The organism is Streptomyces sp. NPDC127098 (assembly GCF_042722465.1).
Classification (GTDB): domain Bacteria; phylum Actinomycetota; class Actinomycetes; order Streptomycetales; family Streptomycetaceae; genus Streptomyces; species Streptomyces millisiae.
On the sequence record NZ_JBHXFJ010000079.1, the window covers coordinates 13,315 to 29,868 of the forward strand.

Consider the following 16,554-nt stretch of genomic DNA (forward strand, 5'->3'; position numbering starts at 1 on the left):
GCGCGGTGACCGCTGACACCCCGCCACCGTTCGACCCGGTCGACCCGCTGGGCATCGACGAACTCCTCGCCGAGGACGACCTGGCGGTGCGCGCCGCCGCCCGCGCCTGGGCGCGGGACCGGGTGCTGCCGCACATCGCCGAGTGGTACGAGCGCGGCGAGGTTCCGGACATCCGCGAACTCGCCAGGGAACTCGGCGCGCTCGGCGCCCTCGGCATGTCCCTGACGGGCTACGGCTGCGCCGGTGCGTCGGCCGTCCAGTACGGCCTGGTCTGCCTGGAGTTGGAGGCCGCCGACTCCGGGATCCGCTCGCTGGTCTCCGTGCAGGGATCCCTGGCCATGTACGCCATCCACCGCTACGGCTCCGAGGACCAGCGCCGCCGCTGGTTGCCGGCGATGGCCAGCGGCGAGACCATCGGCTGCTTCGCGCTGACCGAGCCCGACCACGGCTCGAACCCGGCCGGGATGCGGACCCGCGCCGAGCGCGACGGCGGCGACTGGCTGCTCACCGGCCGCAAGACGTGGATCACCAACGGCTCGTTGGCCGACGTGGCCGTGGTCTGGGCCAGGACGGACGACGGCGTCCGCGGCTTCCTGGTGCCGGCCGGGACGCCGGGCTTCGCGGCCACGCCGATCCGTCACAAGGGCTCGCTGCGGGCCTCGGTGACCAGCGAACTGTCCCTCGACGGCGTCCGGTTGCCGGCCGACGCGGTGCTGCCCGAGGCACGCGGCCTGCGCGCCCCGCTCGGCGCGCTGAGCCACGCCCGCTACGGCATCACCTGGGGCGCGCTCGGCGCCGCCCGCAGCTGCTTCGAGACGGCGCTGGAGTACGCGCGCGTGCGCGAGCAGTTCGGCCGCCCGATCGGCGGCTTCCAGCTCACCCAGGCGAAGCTCGCGGACATGGCGGTGGAGCTGCACAAGGGCCTGCTGCTCGCCCTCCACCTCGGCCGCCGCCTCGACGCCGGCCGGCTGCGGCCCGAGCAGGTGAGCTTCGGCAAACTGAACAACGTGCGCGAGGCGCTGGACATCTGCCGTACGGCCAGGACGATCCTGGGGGCGAACGGCATCTCCCTGGAGTACCCGGTGATGCGGCACATGGCCAACCTGGAGTCCGTGCTGACGTACGAGGGCACGAGCGAGATGCACCAACTCGTCATCGGCAAGGCCCTGACGGGCCTCGACGCGTTCCACTAGCCGTGGTGGCCGGGCGGGTGGGGCGGGCGGCTTCGCCGCCGTGGCCGTGCCGGCCGCCTGGCCGCGGCGCTTCGCGCGCGGCAGGCCTCGGGGCCATGGCCGTTGGCTGTCCTGGGCTGTTCCGCGGTGGAGCCGGCGGTCCTGAGGGTCGGCCTGCGGCGGGCTTCGAGCCATGTCCGCTGGATGTCCCGGGCGTTCCGCGCCCGGGTGCGGCCGGCAGCGGGGCGGTTGGCCGCGGCGCTTCGCGCCTGGGCGCGGTGGTGAGGGCGTGGCTGGCCGCTTGGCCGGTGATCCGAGCCGGGGCTGGGTCTGGTGCGGCCGGCAGCGGGGCGGTTGGCCGCGGCGCTTCGCGCGCGGCGGGGTTCCGGCTCATGGCTGTTGGCTGTTCCGCCCCCGGGCTCGGCCCCCGGCCGGGGCCGGCCGCGGCGCTTCGCGCTTGTTGCGCTTCCGGACCAGGTCCGTGGGGCGCCCCGGGCTGTTCCGCGTTGGGCACGGCGCCGCGGCTGTCTGGCCGCCGGCAGGCGAGCGGCCTGGCGGCCCGCCCGCTCGGCCGGCCAGGCCCGCCGACTCAGCTTTGGTTGAAGAAGCCGTCCTCCGAAGGGCGGCGGCGGCGCTCGTCGCTGACGATCTCGTACTCGGCGGGGGTCAACAGGAAGACCCGGTTGGCCACGCGCTCGATCGTGCCGCGCAGGCCGAACGTGAGGCCGGCCGCGAAGTCCACGACGCGCTTGGCGTCGGCGGAGTCGAGCACCGTCAGGTTGACCACGACCGGAATACCGTCGCGGAAGAGTTCACCGATGCGACGAGCGTCCCGGAAGCCGTCGGGGGTGATCGTCGCGATGCGCCCGCCCTGGTCTTGCGCGACCTCGGCGGCCACCCGGACCCGCGGGTCGGTGGTCCACGGCCCCGCGTCGTCGCCAGGCTCCGGACCCTCGGCGTACTCGTCGTCGTAGTAACGCATCTCGCTGTCATCGACGAGGCCCAACCAGGCACTCGCCCTACGCACCGATCCCATGGACTCCTCCTTTCTCCTCTCGCGGCCCTCTACCCATCCGCATGCCTATCGTGGTCCATGATGCTGACAATGCGCCAAGGGGATAGCCAAAGGAATCGCGTTTCGTGACGGTTCTGGTGCATTCGACGCGCTCCGCCGGCAGCACGTTTGCAGTATCCGCCCGCTGACGCTGTGTGAGGTACTCCGGTCTCCGCCGAACGAGTGAGGCGGATGTGTCCGGGCTGGCCGAAAGGCGTTCTTTTCAACGGGGCCGCTGGTGAGGAGACTCTCGGCAGCGCTTGTCAGGAGCATGCCCCACAGCCGGCTCCTGGCCACGCCTCACGGGTCCGCCTACCCAACGGACCCCGGATTCCTTACTGGAGGAAGTACAAGTGAGTTTGAAGCGCAGGAACCCCCACAGAGGCACGTCCCGACGGCTCCGGCTGATCGCCGCGTCCTCGGGTCTGCTGGCCGCCGCCGCGTTCGCCCTTCCGAACGCGGCCCAGGCCGAGCCCGTCTCCACCTTCAGCGCGGCCCAGCTGACCTCGGCGAGCAACGCGGTGCTCGAGGCCGACGTGGCCGGCACCTCCTGGACCGTCGACAAGGCGACGAACCGCGTCGTCGTCACCGCCGACGAGTCCGTCACCGCCGCCGAGATCAACGAGATCAGGCAGAGCGCCGGGACTCTCAGCGGTGCCATCTCCATCGAGCGCACCGAGGGCACCCTCCAGCGCTACATCGCCGGCGGCGACGCCATCTACGCCTCCCTCGGCTGGCGCTGCTCGCTTGGCTTCAACGTCAACATCGGTGGCACGCCCTACGCCCTGACCGCCGGGCACTGCACCGACGGCAACCCGGGCTGGTACACCAACTCGGGCCTGTCCACCTCGATCGGCCCGACGGCCGGCAGCAGCTTCCCGGGCAACGACTACGGCATCATCCGGGTCAGCAACACCTCGCTGTCCCGGCCGAGCTCGGTCAACCTGTACAACGGGACCACGCGTGCCATCACCGGCGCGGCCAACGCCACCAACGGCCTCGCCGTGCAGCGCAGCGGCTCCACCACCGGCCTGCGCAGCGGCTCGGTCACCGGCCTCAACTACACCGTCAACTACGGCGGCGGCGACATCGTCTCCGGTCTGATCCGGACCAACGTGTGCGCCGAGCCCGGCGACAGCGGTGGCCCGCTGTTCTCCGGCAACACCGCCATCGGCCTGACCTCCGGCGGTAGCGGCAACTGCTCCTCCGGCGGCACGACGTACTTCCAGCCGGTCGTCGAGGCCCTGAACGCCTACGGCGCTTCCATCGGGTGATCCAGGCGCCGGCGGGCACCCGCCGGCGCTCACCGACCGCCCCCGCCCGGTCCACCGGGCGGGGGCGGTCGTCTGTGTGCGCCCCGTGCCGTGGCGCGCGACCGCCCGCACAACCCGGCCCGTCGGCCGGGTTGTTGACCGTCCGGCGGCCGTCCTGTGCCCTCCTGGGGGTTCCTGGGGCCCCGGTGTGGCCCATCTCACGCGTGCACGACTCGAAATATCAACATCCCGGGAGGAGGTGGAGACATGAGGGTCGATTTTCAGACAGGTCTAGTCCTCGATCTGAGGTGACGCGCCGGCGCGAGACCGCTACGTGCGTGCGTACGAGCCGTCCCCGGTGGGGGGAGGGCTGTCGGTCTCCGGTGGCAAAGTGCGGAGTGTTGTGGATGGTTTACGCGCATTACCCCAGCCGGTGTGATCGTATGGCCGGGGCAAGATCTGAGCCTTGCGCCGGTCGACGCGGGCTGGGAATACTCGCCAGCACCGCTTGGCATGGACGGCGCGACCCCGATGGGGGTGGCCAGGTCTGTGCCCTCTCTCCGGAGCACGGTGCTCCAACCCCCACAGGAGGAAAAGAGCGTGACACACCGACGTACGTCCAACCGCCGCCTATGGGCCGCCTCAGCCGGAATCGTCGCCCTCGTAGCCGGAACGTTCGCTGTCGCACAGGCGAACGCGACCCCCACCGCTCCGGACGAGGTCATCCCCACGGTGCTGTCCTCCGTCGAGGCGGGCCAGCTCGCCTCGACCCTCGTCGGAACACTCGACGACGCGGTCGCCGGCTCCTACTACGACGCCGAGGCGCGCACCCTGGTGGTGAACGTGGTGGACGAGTCGGCCAGGGCCGCGGTCGAGGACTCCGGCGCCGAGGCCCGGATGGTCAGGTACTCGCTCGACGAACTGGCCGAGGTGCGGTCGCAGGTCTCGGAGTTCGCCGTCCCGGGCACCGCCTGGACGGTCGACCCCGTCACCAACACCGTCAAGGTCACCGTCGACGGAACCGTCCAGGGCGAGGCCCGCGCGGCCGTCGAGGACTCCGTGGCCGCGCTCGGCGACGCCGCCACCTTCGAGACGGTCGCGGGTGAGTTCCAGCCCTTCGTCGCCGGCGGCGACGCGATCTTCTCCTCCGGCGCCCGCTGCTCCCTCGGCTTCAACGTGACCACGGCCGCCGGCACGCCCGGCTTCCTGACGGCCGGTCACTGCGGCGAGACCGGCAGCACCTGGTCGGACGAGGCCGGCGGCGCGACCATCGGCACCATGACGGAGAGCGAGTTCCCCGGCTCCGACTTCGCGCTGGTCGAGTACGAGGGCGAGGTCGACGCGCCGAGCGAGGTCAACCTCTACGACGGCACGGCGCAGGAGATCACCGGCGCGGCCGAGGCCGTGGTCGGCCAACCGGTGCAGCGCAGCGGCAGCACCACCGAACTGCACGACGGCGTCGTCACGGCCGTCGACGTGTCGGTGAGCTACCCGCAGGGCACCGTCGAGGGCACGATCCAGACCACGGTCTGCGCCGAGCCGGGTGACAGCGGCGGCGCGCTGTTCGCCGACGGCGAGGCGGTCGGACTCACCTCGGGGGGCAGCGGCGACTGCACCTCCGGCGGCACGACGTTCTTCTACCCGGTGACCGACGCGCTGGCCGCGGTGGGAGCGACGCTCCCGTAAGGCCGTTTGGTTTCCCCCCGCCCACCCGCCCCTTCCAGGGGTGGGTGGGCGGCGTTTCGCTGCGTTTCGCTGCGCGCTGGGCGTGCGGGCCGCGGGGCCGCGCCCACCCACCCGCCCTTGGCGGTGGCCTCGCGCGGCCCGGGCCGCGTGGCCCGGCGGCGAAGCCGCCACGGGCCGTGCGCAGCGCCGGGTACGGAACGGGCGGCGAGGGCGCCGCGCCGGGCTTGGGCCCCGCGCCCCTCGCGCTCCGCGGGTGCGGCTGGCCGCCGGCGGTCCTACGCGGCGGGGCACCGACGGCCGGGTCGGCCGTGCGGCCAGGCGGCGAAGCCGCCGCAGGCCGGGGCTCGGGCCGCGCTCTCTCGCGCTCCGCGCCGGGCGCCGCAGGCGGGCCGCAGCGCCGGGGGGCGCCGCGCCGGGCTTGGGCCCCGCGCCCCTCGCGCTCCGCGGCGGGGCAGCCGACGGCTGGGGCGGCCGTGGGGGCCGCGCCCGCCCGCCGCCCTTGGTGGTGGCCTCGGGTGGCGTGCTGGCGCCACCTCCGCGCGGAGCGCGAAAGGGTGGGTGGGTGGGGGAAGCCGGCGCGTGGCGCCGGGGGTGTGTCAGCGGGTCTCGTCGGCGATGAGTTCGGCGATCTGGACCGCGTTGAGGGCCGCGCCCTTGCGCAGGTTGTCGTTGGTGACGAAGAACGCCAGGCCGTGCTCCACCGTCTCGTCGCGGCGGATGCGGCCGACGTAGCTCGCGTCGCGGCCGGCGGCCTGCTGCGGGGTCGGGATGTCGGAGAGCGCGACGCCCTCCGCCGTGCTCAGCAGCTCGGTGGCGCGCTGGGTGCTCAGCGGGCGTTCGAAGCGGGCGTTGATCTGGAGCGAGTGGCCGGTGAAGACCGGGACCCGGACGCAGGTGCCGGAGACCTTGAGCTCGGGGATCTCCAGGATCTTGCGGCTCTCGTTGCGGAGCTTCTGCTCCTCGTCGGTCTCCGCGAGGCCGTCCTCGACGATCGAGCCGGCCAGCGGCAGCACGTTGAACGCGATGGGCCGCTTGTAGTTCTCGGGGGCGGGGAAGTCGACCGCCCGGCCGTCGTAGGTCAGCCGGGCCATGTCCTGGTTCGCCGCGGCCCGCGCCTGGCGGTCGAGCTCGGCGACGCCGGAGAGGCCGCTGCCGGACACCGCCTGGTAGGTGGCGACGACGAGGGACGTCAGGCCGGCCTCCTGGTGCAGCGGGCGCAGCACCGGCATGGCGGCCATGGTGGTGCAGTTGGGGTTGGCGATGATCCCCTTGGGCCGGTGGGCGGCGGCGTGCGGGTTCACCTCGGAGACGACGAGCGGCACGTCGGGGTTCATCCGCCAGGCGGAGGAGTTGTCGATCACCACGGCTCCGGAGGCCGCCACCTTCTCGGCCAGTGCCAGCGAGGTGCCCTTGCCCGCCGAGAAGAGCACGATGTCCAGGCCCGAGAAGTCGGCGGCGGCCGCGTCCTCGACGGTGATCACGCCGTCCTGCCAGGGCAGCGTGCTGCCGGCCGACCGCGCCGAGGCGAAGAGCCGGAGCTGGTCGACCGGGAACTTCCGCTCGGCCAGGATTCCGCGCATCACTCCGCCGACCTGTCCGGTGGCTCCGACGATCCCGATCTTCATGTGCTTCCTCTCACTTCCCCGCACTGGAGGGTGGCTGCGTCCCGCTCTCCTACCCCGCACCGTCTACCCTGCACCGTCGCCGCTGATCGCGGCCACTTCTTTGACGCCGGTCACACCGGAGCGCGGTGCGCGCGACGGGATACTGCGGAGGTCACGGGGCAGGGTAACGCCACCGTAACCGGATCGAACTAACCTCCACACCCTGCCATCACCAGAGAGAAGGGCGGCCGGCGTGCAGCTGACCCCGCACGAGCAGGAGCGACTGCTGATCCACGTGGCCGCGGACGTGGCCGCCAGGCGCCGGGCCCGCGGGCTGCTGCTCAACCACCCGGAGGCGGTCGCGTTGATCACCGTCCACGTGCTGGAGGGCGCGAGGGACGGCCGCACGGTCGCCGAGCTCATGGAGTCGGGGCGCAGGATCCTCTCCCGCGCCGACGTGATGGAGGGCGTGCCGGAGATGATCCACGACGTGCAGGTCGAGGCCACCTTCCCGGACGGGACCAAGCTCGTCACCGTCCACGAGCCCATCGCCTGACCTGGAAGGAGTGGAGGACAGCGTGATTCCCGGAGAGATCCTGTTCGCCGAGGGGACGGTCACCCTCAACGAGGGGGCCCCGGCCGTCCGGCTCGTCGTGCGCAACGTCGCCGACCGGCCGATCCAGGTCGGCTCCCACTACCACTTCGCCGAGGCCAACCCGGGGCTCGACTTCGACCGGGCCGCCGCCCGCGGCAGGCGGCTCGGGATCGCGGCCGGCACGGCCGTCCGCTTCGAGCCCGGCATCCCGGTGGAGGTCGATCTTGTGCCGCTGGCCGGCCGGCGGGTCGTGCCGGGGCTGCGCGGCGAGACGGGCGGTGGCCTCGATGGCTGAGCTGAGCCGGCAGCGTTACGCGGACCTGTACGGGCCCACCACCGGGGACCGGGTGCGGCTCGCGGACACCGACCTGCTGATCGAGATCGAGGAGGACCTCGCGGGCGGCCCGGGCCGGGCCGGCGAGGAGGCGGTCTTCGGCGGCGGCAAGGTGATCCGCGAGTCCATGGGCCAGTCCCGGGCCAGCCGCGCCGACGGCACCCCCGACACCGTGATCACCGGCGTCGTCGTGGTCGACCACACGGGGATCGTGAAGGCGGACGTCGGCATCAGGGACGGCCGGATCACCGCGCTCGGCAAGGCCGGCAACCCCGACACCATGGACGGGGTCCACCCCGAGCTGGTGATCGGCCCCGAGACCGAGATCATCGCGGGCAACGGCCGCATCCTCACCGCCGGCGGCATCGACGCGCACGTGCACCTGATCTCGCCGACCATCGTCGACACGGCCCTGGCCTCCGGCGTCACCACGCTGATCGGCGGCGGCACGGGCCCGGCCGAGGGCTCCAAGGCGACCACCGTCACCCCGGGCTCCTGGCACCTGGCCAGGATGCTGGAGGCGATGGACGGCGCGCCGATCAACTTCGGGCTGCTCGGCAAGGGCAACACCGTCTCGCGCGAGGCGATGCTGGCGCAGCTGCGGGGCGGCGCGCTCGGCTTCAAGATCCACGAGGACTGGGGCGCCACCCCGGCCGTGATCGACGCCTGCCTGAGGGTCTGCGACGAGACCGGCGCGCAGCTGGCCATCCACACCGACACTCTCAACGAGTCCGGCTTCGTCGCCGACACCCTGGCCGCGATCGCCGGCCGGACGATCCACGCGTACCACACCGAGGGCGCGGGCGGCGGGCACGCGCCCGACATCATCACGGTGGTCTCCGAGCCCAACGTGTTGCCGAGCTCCACCAACCCGACCCGGCCGCACACCGTCAACACGGTCGACGAGCACCTCGACATGCTGATGGTCTGCCACCACCTCAACCCGGCGGTGCCCGAGGACCTGGCGTTCGCCGAGTCGCGGATCAGGCCCTCGACGATCGCGGCCGAGGACATCCTGCACGACCTGGGCGCCATCTCGATCATCTCCTCCGACGCGCAGGCGATGGGCCGGGTCGGCGAGGTGATCACCCGCACCTGGCAGACCGCGCACGTGATGAAGCGACGGCGCGGCGCCCTGCCGGCGGACGGCGCGGCCGACAACTTGCGGGTCCGTCGCTATGTCGCCAAATACACCATCAACCCGGCGGTGGCCCAGGGCCTCGACCACGAGATCGGCTCCGTCGAGCCGGGCAAGCTGGCCGACCTGGTGCTGTGGGAGCCGGCGTTCTTCGGGGTCAAGCCGCTGCTGGTGATCAAGGGCGGCCAGATCGCCTACGCGCAGATGGGCGACGCCAACGCCTCCATCCCCACCCCGCAGCCCGTGCTGCCGCGGCCGATGTTCGGCGCGCTCGGCCGGGCGGCCGCGGCCGGCTCGGTCAACTTCGTCACCCAGCTGGCGCTGGACGGCGGCCTCGACGAGCGTCTCGGACTCGCCAAGCGGTTCGTCCCGATCGGCGACACCCGGCACACCACCAAGGCGGACATGCGGCTCAACGACGCGCGGCCGGCGGTCACCGTGGACCCCGACACCTTCACCGTCGCCATCGACGGCGAGCCGGTCGTCCCCGAGCCGGCCACGGAGTTGCCGCTCGCCCAGCGGTACTTCCTGTTCTGATGGGCCGCCGCTGATGAGCGCCGCGCTGCTGTTGCTCGCGGACGGCAGGTTCCCGGCCGGGGCGCACGCCCACTCGGGCGGCGCGGAGGCCGCCGTGCGCGCCGGGCGGATCACCGGGCCCGCCTCGTTGGAGGAGTTCTGCCGGGGCCGGCTGCACACCACGGGACTGGTCGCCGCGGCGCTGGCCGCCGCGGCCTGCGGCGGCCAGGACTCGGCCGAGCTCGACGCCGCCGCCGACGCCCGCACCCCGTCGCCGGCGCTGCGCGCCACTGCCCGCAAGCTCGGCCGCCAGCTGATGCGGGCCGCCCGCGCCACCTGGCCGTCACCGGAGCTCGACGCGCTCGCCGCCGCGTTCCGGGGCGGGCTGCACCAGCCGGTGGTCCTCGGCCTCGCCGCCCGCGCCGCGGGACTCGCCCCCGCCGACGCGGCCAGGGCCGCCGCCTACGACGCGGTCAGCGGGCCGTCCGGCGCGGCCGTCCGGCTGCTGTCGCTGGATCCGTTCGCCGCCACCGCCGTGCTGGCCCGGCTCAGCGCGGAGGTCGACGCCGTGGCCCGCCGCGCCACCGAGGCCGCCGCGCTCGGCGACCCCGACGCGCTGCCGTCCGCCTCCGCCCCACTGCTCGACATCGGGGCCGAGGCGCACGCCGCCTGGCCCGTCCGCCTCTTCGCCTCGTAGCTGCCCCGTAGTCGCCTCGTAGGAGATCGCACCGTGCACCTCGACCACCCCGAGACCTTCCCGCACCGACACACGTACCAGCCGCCCGTCGAGCCGGGCAGCCGCGCCCTGCGCGTCGGCCTCGGCGGTCCGGTCGGCTCGGGCAAGACCGCCACCGTCGCCGCGCTCTGCCGCGCGCTCAGCGACCGGCTGGCGATCGGCGTGGTCACCAACGACATCTACACCCGCGAGGACGCCGACTTCCTGCTGCGCGCCGCCGTGCTGCCCGCCGAGCGGATCGTGGCCGTGGAGACCGGCGCCTGCCCGCACACCGCGATCAGGGACGACATCTCCGCCAACCTGGAGGCCGTGGAGGATCTCGAGGAGCGGACCGGGCCGCTGGACCTGGTGCTGGTCGAGTCCGGCGGCGACAACCTGACGGCCACCTTCTCCACCGGCCTGGTGGACGCCCAGATCTTCGTCATCGACGTGGCCGGCGGCGACGACATCCCACGCAAGGGCGGGCCCGGCGTCACCACCGCCGACCTCCTGGTGATCAACAAGACCGACCTCGCGCCGTACGTCGGCTCCGACCTGGCGGCGATGGCCCGCGACGCGAAGGCGCAGCGCGGCGAACTGCCGGTCGCCTTCACCTCGCTGCGGGAGACGGACGGCGTCCGGCCGGTCGCCGACTGGGTACTGGGGCGGCTCGCCGCCTGGGCGCCGGCGGCGGCGTGAGCGCCGGCGTCACCGCCCACGCCCGGGTCACGGCCACGGCGGACGGCTCGCTGCCGCTGCTGCGCGGCGAGGGGCCGCTGGCACTGCGGCGTACCCGCGCGGCCGGCCCGTACACGCAGGTCACGGTCGTCGGCGCGATGAGCGGCCCGCTGGGCGGCGACCGGCTGCGGCTGACGGCCGAGGCCGCGCCGGGCGCGGCCCTGCGGATCACCTCGGCCGCCGCCACCGTCGCCCTGCCGGGCCGCGGCGGCGAGCCGGCCGACTACGACGTGACGCTGACAGTGGGGGAGGGCGGCGAGCTGCGGTGGCTCCCGGAGCCGCTGATCGCGGCGGCCGGCAGCGACCTGCGGACGACGACGCGGGTGGCTCTCGCGGCCGGCGCCCGGCTCGTGCTGCGCGAGCAACTGGTCCTGGGCCGGGCGGGGGAGGAGCCGGGCCGGCTGGTCTCCCGGCTGGTCGTGCGCCTCGCCGACCGGCCGCTGCTCGACCAGGAACTCGCCTTCGGCCCGGGGACCCCGGGCTGGGATGGCGGCGCGGTGCTCGACGGCCACCGTGCGGTCGGCCAACTCCTCGTCGTCGACCCGGCGTTCGAGGAGAAGCCGGCCGAGGCGCGGGTGCTCGCCGACACGGCCGTCCTCACCCCGTTGGCCGGCCCGGCGGCCCTGGTCACGGCCGTGGCCCCGGACGCGCTCGCCCTCGGCCGCCTGCTCGCCGAAGGCGCCGCCCACCTGGGGGCCTGATCAACCGCGGCGGGCCCGATCAACCGGAGGGCTCCCGCCGCCCCGGGACCACGAAGCCGTGCTCGTAGGCCGTGATCACCGCCTGCGTGCGGTCCCGGGCGCCGAGCTTGGCCAGCACCGCCGCCACATGTGTCTTGACCGTCTGGGCGCCGACGGCCAGCCGGTTCGCGATCTCCGCGTTCGTCAGCCCCTCCGCCACGAGCCGCAGGACCTGCGCCTCGCGCTCCGTGAGCCGGCGGCCGGGCGCGGGTCCTGGCCGGTGCGTCGGGGAGTGGCGCGCGGCCAGCGCCCGCACCGCCGCCGGAAACAGCAGCGACTCGCCGCGGGCGACGAGCCGCACCGCCTGGACGAGTTCCTCGGCCGCCGCGCGCTTCAGCAGGAAGCCGCTGGCGCCCGCCCGCAGCGCGTCGTAGACGTACGCGTCGTTCTCGAACGTCGTCACCACGACGATCCGGGGCGCTGGATCCATGGCGCCGAGCAGCCGCTCGGTGGCGCGGATGCCGTCCACCTCCGGCATCCGGACGTCCATCAGCACCACGTCGGGGCGCAGCCGGCGGACGACCGAGACCGCCTCCGCCCCGGTGGCCGCCTCACCGACGACCTCCAGGTCAGGCTCGGCCGACAGGATCGCCCGCAGCGCCGTCCTGACCAGCCGCTCGTCGTCGGCCAGCACGACCGTGAGCGGCCGGCCGCCGCTCACCGGGGACCGCCCGCCAGCGGCAGGGTGGCCACCAGCCGCCACGTTCCGCCGGCCGCCTCCCACGAGGCCCCGCCGCCCAGCAGCGTGGCCCGTTCGGCGATGCCGGGCAGGCCACGGCCGCCGCCGCTCCGGCGGGCGGCGGCGGCCGGCACGGGGTTCTCCACGGTGATCGTCAGCTCCTCGTCGGTGTGGGCCAGGCACAGCCGCACCGGCACCCGGCCCGCGTGTCGGGCGGCGTTCGACAGGCCCTCCTGCACGATCCGGTACGCCTCCCGGGAGACGACCGGCGGCAGGGCGCCGGGTTGCGGGTCGGCGGCCAGGTGGACGGCGACCCCGGCCGCCCGGACCCGGTCGAGCAGCCCGTCGAGGTCCCCGTCCAGAGTGGGTGCGGGCGTCCGGCTGCCCGGTTCCTCGTCGCGGAGCAGCCCGAGCACCGTGTCCAGCTCGGCGACGGCCCGCCGCGCGGTCTCCTCGATGGCCACCAGGGCCTCGCGGGCGAAGTCCGGGTCCGCCGCCAGGACCGTGCGCGCGGCGCCCGCCTGGAGGGTGACGGTGCTGAGCGCGTGGCCGACGGAGTCGTGCAGCTCGCGCGCCAGCCGGTTGCGGACGGCCAGGTCGGCGGCCCGGCGCTCCGCGGCGGCCAGCCGGTCCGCCGGGGTCGGGCCGAGCAGCGCCGGCGCCAGCCGGGCCAGCAGCGCGCCGGCCCCGGCCACGGCCGCCAGCAGCGTGGCGAGCACGGCGAACCCCAGCGGCGGCCCCAGCCACGGGTGGTCGGGCAGCGCCGGGAACTGGTCGGCCCAGCGGCTGCGGCGCAGCGGGCCGACGAACGGCATCGCCACCAGGAACACGGCAGCCGGCGGCAGCGCCAGCGAGGCCCCGCTCACCAGCCCGCCGAGCGCGGTGTGCGCCAGGAACCATCCGGCCGCCCGGCGCCGCGCGTCGTGCGAGCCGGCAGGCCCGTCCGCGAGCGCGGAACCCGGGACGGCCACGAGGGCACGGACCGCGGCCACCTCGAGCGGGCGGACCTGGCGGAGCAGGCCGGCGACCGCGACCAGCGGCAGCGCCAGGCCGTAGGCGACGAGCTGCCAGCCGAGGTGGACGGTGACGTCGGTGTCGGGCGCCGCGAGTCCGACGACCACCGAGGTGAGAAGGAAGAACGGCATCAGCAGCGCCCCGCCGAGCAGCAGGTGCGCCCAACGGCGGGCCAGCACGCGGCCGTTCAGCATGGCGTCCGAGCCCCGGACGGGCGAACGCCGATGGCGGGAACCAGCACCCCCGATGTCACCTGGCCAGCGTAGACCAGCAGCAGCACGGCGCCGGGGCCCTCACCGGAGGGCGGGAGACGCGGTGGTCACGCGCCCACGCTGCCGCCCGGCGCGGCCCGTGCGCCTCCTGCCCCGTGCGGAACCGCCTCCCCCGGGCGGGGGAGACGGATCCGCCCGGCGAGGGACGACCGTGTCGCGGCGGCTTCCTAGCGTTGAGGGACACGGCGGGAGCGAGGGGCACGGGCGTGGTGTGGTGGGAGCGGATGAGCCGGGCCGGTGGATACGGCGCGGCGCTGGCGATGACGCCGTATCTGCTGATCAAGGTCTCCTGGGTGGTGGGGGCGTTGGCCGGGGTGCTGCCCACCGGAAGCGACGCCTCGGTGGCGGAATGGGTGGTGCTCAACGGCGTCACCATCGTCATGGCGGCCGTCGGGATCGTGCTGGCGCTCGCCCTGGTGCGGCCCTGGGGCATGCGGATCCCGGCGCCGCCGCTGGCCCTGGCCGCCTGGGTGGGTGCCGGCTTCCTGGTGTCGGTGCTGCCGTTCGCCCTCGTCACCACGGTGGCCGGTGATGACGACTCCGGGGACATGCCGGCGTGGGAGGGCGCGCTGATCCAGGCCGCCTTCGTGACCACGGGCCTCGGTCTCGCCCTCGCGCTCCCCGGGTACGTGCGCCGCCGCTGGCCGCACCTCCGCACCGGCCGGCTCGGCGCGCCGGCCCGCCGGTGGGTGCTGGCGGCCGGCGCGTTGCCCGGCGTCTGCTGGCTGTACTGGGCGGCCGGCGGCACGGTCGGCCTCGCGCACCCGGACCAACGCGACGCGGACTGGCGGATGTTGACCCTGCTCGGCGGCCTCTGGGCGCTCACCGCGACGGCCGCCGTCTGGGCGCGGCCGCCGCGCCGACTGCCGCTGGTGGCGCTCGGCTGGTTGGGGTCGGGCTCGCTGTTCGCGTGGAGCGGCTGGAAGCTGCCGCTCACCGGCTATGTCGCGCTCGCCGAACCCGCCGACGCGGTGCCACCCGAGCATCCGGCCGTCGCCGCCGCGCTCCACGCGGTGGCGGTCGTGGCGGGGGTGTCGCTGCTGCGGGTCCTGACCAGGGGAACCGGCTTGCGTCGCGACGAGTTCACCGATCATGGACGAAACGAGCCTGCTGGCCGTCTCGGGCGGCCCGGTGACCCGGAGCCGGATCAGCAGTGACCTGGACGCGCTCGGCCTCTGCGCCGGTGACGTGGTGATGTTCCACACCCGGATGTCGGCGCTCGGCTATGTGGCGGGCGGTTCGGCGACCGTCATCGGCGCGTTGCGTGACGTGGTGGGCGAGGACGGCACGTTGCTGGTGTACAGCGGCTGGAACGACGCGCCGCCGTACGACTTCGTCGACTGGCCTGCCGAGTGGCAGGACGCGCTGCGTGCCGAACACCCCGCGTACGATCCCGTGGTGAGCGAGGCGGCGCACGACAACGGCCGGCTCCCCGAGGCGTTGCGCCGTTGGCCTGGCGCGGTGCGCAGCCGGCACCCGGATGTCAGCTTCGCCGCGTTGGGCGCGGCGGCGGAGGAACTGGTGGCCGACCACCCCTGGGACGACCCGCACGGTCCCGGAAGTCCGCTGGCGCGCCTGGTGGATCGCGGCGGCCGGGTGCTGATGCTCGGCGCGCCGCTGGACACCATGACGCTGCTGCACCACGCGGAGGCGCTCGCCCAGGCGCCGGGCAAGCGGTTCGTGGACTACGAACAGCCGGTGCTTGAGGAGGACGGCGGGCGGGTCTGGCGACGCTTCCACGACATCGACTCGGAGAACGGCGCCTTCGACTACTCGGCCGTGGTGCCGGAGGGCGAGGACCCGTTCGAGGTCATCGTGCGGGACATGCTCGCCGCCGGCATCGGCCGGCAGGGGCGGGTCGGCGCCGCCGACAGCTACCTGTTCGAGGCCGATCAGGCCGTCGACTTCGGCGTCGCCTGGATCGAGGAGAAGCTGGGCTCGACCGGGCCGTAGCGGGCGGCGCGTTTCCCGGTGACCAGGGCCCAGTAGCGGTCGCCGAAGGACCAGTGCCACCACTCCGTCGGGTAGTTGACGAGCCCGGCGGCGGCGAGCGCGGCGCCGAGCGTCGCCCGGTTGGCGCGGGCCTGGTCACTGATGTTGGCGGCGTCGGTGAAACAGGCGCCGTCGCTCTCCTCCGGGTCGGCGTTCAGCCGTGTCCCCAGGTCCAGCTCGCGCCCCTCGGCGTCGGCGAGCGTGAGGTCGACGGCCGCACCCGCGCTGTGCGGGGCGATCTCCGGCGGCGACACGTACCGGCTGGCCGCCGAGCGGACCTGTTCGTCGGACCAGGCGGGGTGCTGGGCGCGCAGCCGGCCGGAGTACACGTCGAAATACCGTCGTTGGAGCGCGGGCGGCCGGTACCCCTCGACGAACAACAGCCGCAGGCCGGCGGGCAGTTGCGTCTGGGCGTGCGACAGCCGCTCCACCACGCCTGCGCGGAGGTGCGCGAAGGCGCCGGCGGGATCCTCCTTGCGGCCGTCGACCAGCAGCGGGCGGCGGCGGACGTCCACCAGCCGCTCGCCGCACTCCACGACGGGGATGGCGGCGACGGCGGGGTCCGACATCAGGACGATCTCGTTCATACGGCGATCCTGCCAGCCGCCGGGCACGCGAGGCCGGGGTTGTTCCTGTTGAGTGAGCAGGTGATGAGGTCGAGGGTGGTGTAGCCGGTTGCTTGGAGATACCAAGCGGCGTGCGCATCACCTCCCCGGTGGAGGGTGGCGGCGACGTGCGCCAGCTTGGCGGTGAGCCGTGCGGGCTCTTGTTCCTGTGGGTTGGCGAAGCCGGGCGCGGCACGTTCCATCTGGTACCGGAACCACTCCGACGCTTCATCGATGTCGTGGAACGTGGCGGTGATGGCGGTGGCCGGTCTCAGCAGCCAGTTGGCGATGAGGACCGGCGTGCAGCCGTTCGTCGCGAACACCGACGACTCTGGCCGGCGCGGGCCTTCCTGGTCGTAGGTGCGGCGGTCGCCGGTCCAGCGGTAGGCGTGGATGTGCCGGCGGGGCCGGCCCCCTTCCGGGGGCCGGCCGTCGTGCGGGTTACTG

Annotated in this window: 17 protein-coding genes; 11 read left to right on the top strand and 6 right to left on the bottom strand. The window is 74.3% G+C overall.

Going from position 1 to position 16,554, the window contains the following annotated elements; genetic code table 11:
• Positions 1-5 precede the first annotated feature (5 nt).
• On the top strand, positions 6-1,193 hold the full coding sequence (locus ACFWI8_RS32250; RefSeq protein WP_387098819.1) for an acyl-CoA dehydrogenase family protein: 1,188 nt from the start codon (positions 6-8) through the stop codon (positions 1,191-1,193).
• Positions 1,194-1,761: 568 nt separating this feature from the next.
• Here the strand turns inward: ACFWI8_RS32250 and ACFWI8_RS32255 are convergent.
• Complete coding sequence (locus ACFWI8_RS32255; RefSeq protein ID WP_387098821.1) at positions 1,762-2,208, bottom strand: cell division protein SepF; 447 nt, start codon at positions 2,206-2,208, stop codon at positions 1,762-1,764.
• 371 nt (positions 2,209-2,579) lie between these two features.
• On the opposite strand from ACFWI8_RS32255, the gene ACFWI8_RS32260 reads away from it, so the two are divergent.
• Positions 2,580-3,500, top strand: coding sequence for a S1 family peptidase (locus ACFWI8_RS32260; RefSeq protein ID WP_311602325.1), 921 nt, complete (start codon positions 2,580-2,582; stop codon positions 3,498-3,500).
• A gap of 579 nt (positions 3,501-4,079) precedes the next feature.
• Complete coding sequence (locus ACFWI8_RS32265; protein ID WP_387098823.1) at positions 4,080-5,165, top strand: S1 family peptidase; 1,086 nt, start codon at positions 4,080-4,082, stop codon at positions 5,163-5,165.
• A 596-nt stretch (positions 5,166-5,761) separates the two neighbouring features.
• Here ACFWI8_RS32265 and ACFWI8_RS32270 read toward each other — a convergent pair.
• Positions 5,762-6,790 (bottom strand): aspartate-semialdehyde dehydrogenase, encoded by a 1,029-nt coding sequence (locus tag ACFWI8_RS32270; protein WP_387098825.1) that lies wholly within the window; start codon positions 6,788-6,790, stop codon positions 5,762-5,764.
• Between the two features lie 232 nt (positions 6,791-7,022).
• Here ACFWI8_RS32270 and ACFWI8_RS32275 point away from each other — a divergent pair, with 232 nt between their 5' ends.
• Genes ACFWI8_RS32275 through ACFWI8_RS32300 form a run of 6 tightly spaced genes read left to right on the top strand, consistent with a single transcriptional unit; the run spans position 7,023 to position 11,506 of the window.
• Positions 7,023-7,325 carry an urease subunit gamma gene (locus tag ACFWI8_RS32275; protein WP_311602965.1) on the top strand — a complete coding sequence of 101 codons (303 nt, stop codon included), beginning with the start codon at positions 7,023-7,025 and terminating at the stop codon, positions 7,323-7,325.
• A 22-nt stretch (positions 7,326-7,347) separates the two neighbouring features.
• A complete protein-coding gene (locus ACFWI8_RS32280; RefSeq protein ID WP_311602966.1) occupies positions 7,348-7,659 on the top strand; it encodes an urease subunit beta in 312 nt (103 codons plus the stop codon).
• Positions 7,652-9,373, top strand: coding sequence for an urease subunit alpha (locus tag ACFWI8_RS32285; protein WP_387098828.1), 1,722 nt, complete (start codon positions 7,652-7,654; stop codon positions 9,371-9,373). The genes ACFWI8_RS32280 and ACFWI8_RS32285 overlap by 8 nt, the downstream gene beginning before the upstream one ends.
• 10 nt (positions 9,374-9,383) lie before the next feature.
• The gene (locus ACFWI8_RS32290) at positions 9,384-10,049 is read left to right on the top strand and encodes an urease accessory protein UreF (RefSeq protein ID WP_387098846.1); all 666 of its coding nucleotides are present in this window, start codon (positions 9,384-9,386) and stop codon (positions 10,047-10,049) included.
• A 33-nt stretch (positions 10,050-10,082) separates the two neighbouring features.
• Positions 10,083-10,766: an urease accessory protein UreG gene (ureG, locus tag ACFWI8_RS32295; protein WP_387098830.1), complete on the top strand. Its 684-nt coding sequence runs from the start codon at positions 10,083-10,085 to the stop codon at positions 10,764-10,766.
• The gene (locus tag ACFWI8_RS32300) at positions 10,763-11,506 is read left to right on the top strand and encodes an urease accessory protein UreD (RefSeq protein ID WP_387098832.1); all 744 of its coding nucleotides are present in this window, start codon (positions 10,763-10,765) and stop codon (positions 11,504-11,506) included. Before ureG ends, ACFWI8_RS32300 begins: the two co-directional genes overlap by 4 nt.
• Before the next feature lie 19 nt (positions 11,507-11,525).
• Here the strand turns inward: ACFWI8_RS32300 and ACFWI8_RS32305 are convergent, their stop codons facing one another.
• Together ACFWI8_RS32305 and ACFWI8_RS32310 are read right to left on the bottom strand one after the other, a co-directional pair.
• Positions 11,526-12,206 (bottom strand): response regulator, encoded by a 681-nt coding sequence (locus ACFWI8_RS32305; RefSeq protein ID WP_387098834.1) that lies wholly within the window; start codon positions 12,204-12,206, stop codon positions 11,526-11,528.
• Positions 12,203-13,432, bottom strand: coding sequence for a sensor histidine kinase (locus tag ACFWI8_RS32310; protein ID WP_387098836.1), 1,230 nt, complete (start codon positions 13,430-13,432; stop codon positions 12,203-12,205). The genes ACFWI8_RS32305 and ACFWI8_RS32310 overlap by 4 nt, the downstream gene beginning before the upstream one ends.
• Positions 13,433-13,734: 302 nt before the next feature.
• Between ACFWI8_RS32310 and ACFWI8_RS32315 the strand changes: the two genes are divergently transcribed.
• Positions 13,735-14,667, top strand: a complete 933-nt coding sequence (locus tag ACFWI8_RS32315; protein ID WP_387098838.1) for a hypothetical protein — start codon at positions 13,735-13,737, stop codon at positions 14,665-14,667.
• Positions 14,603-15,463 carry an aminoglycoside 3-N-acetyltransferase gene (aac(3), locus tag ACFWI8_RS32320; RefSeq protein ID WP_387098840.1) on the top strand — a complete coding sequence of 287 codons (861 nt, stop codon included), beginning with the start codon at positions 14,603-14,605 and terminating at the stop codon, positions 15,461-15,463. Before ACFWI8_RS32315 ends, aac(3) begins: the two co-directional genes overlap by 65 nt.
• On the opposite strand, the gene ACFWI8_RS32325 is transcribed toward aac(3), so the two are convergent.
• Both ACFWI8_RS32325 and ACFWI8_RS32330 read right to left on the bottom strand, forming a co-directional pair.
• Positions 15,403-16,089: a M15 family metallopeptidase gene (locus tag ACFWI8_RS32325; RefSeq protein WP_387098842.1), complete on the bottom strand. Its 687-nt coding sequence runs from the start codon at positions 16,087-16,089 to the stop codon at positions 15,403-15,405. The genes aac(3) and ACFWI8_RS32325 overlap by 61 nt on opposite strands.
• A partial coding sequence (locus ACFWI8_RS32330) for a hypothetical protein (RefSeq protein ID WP_387098844.1) occupies positions 16,086-16,554 on the bottom strand: 469 nt, incomplete at its 5' end. The genes ACFWI8_RS32330 and ACFWI8_RS32325, both read right to left, overlap by 4 nt.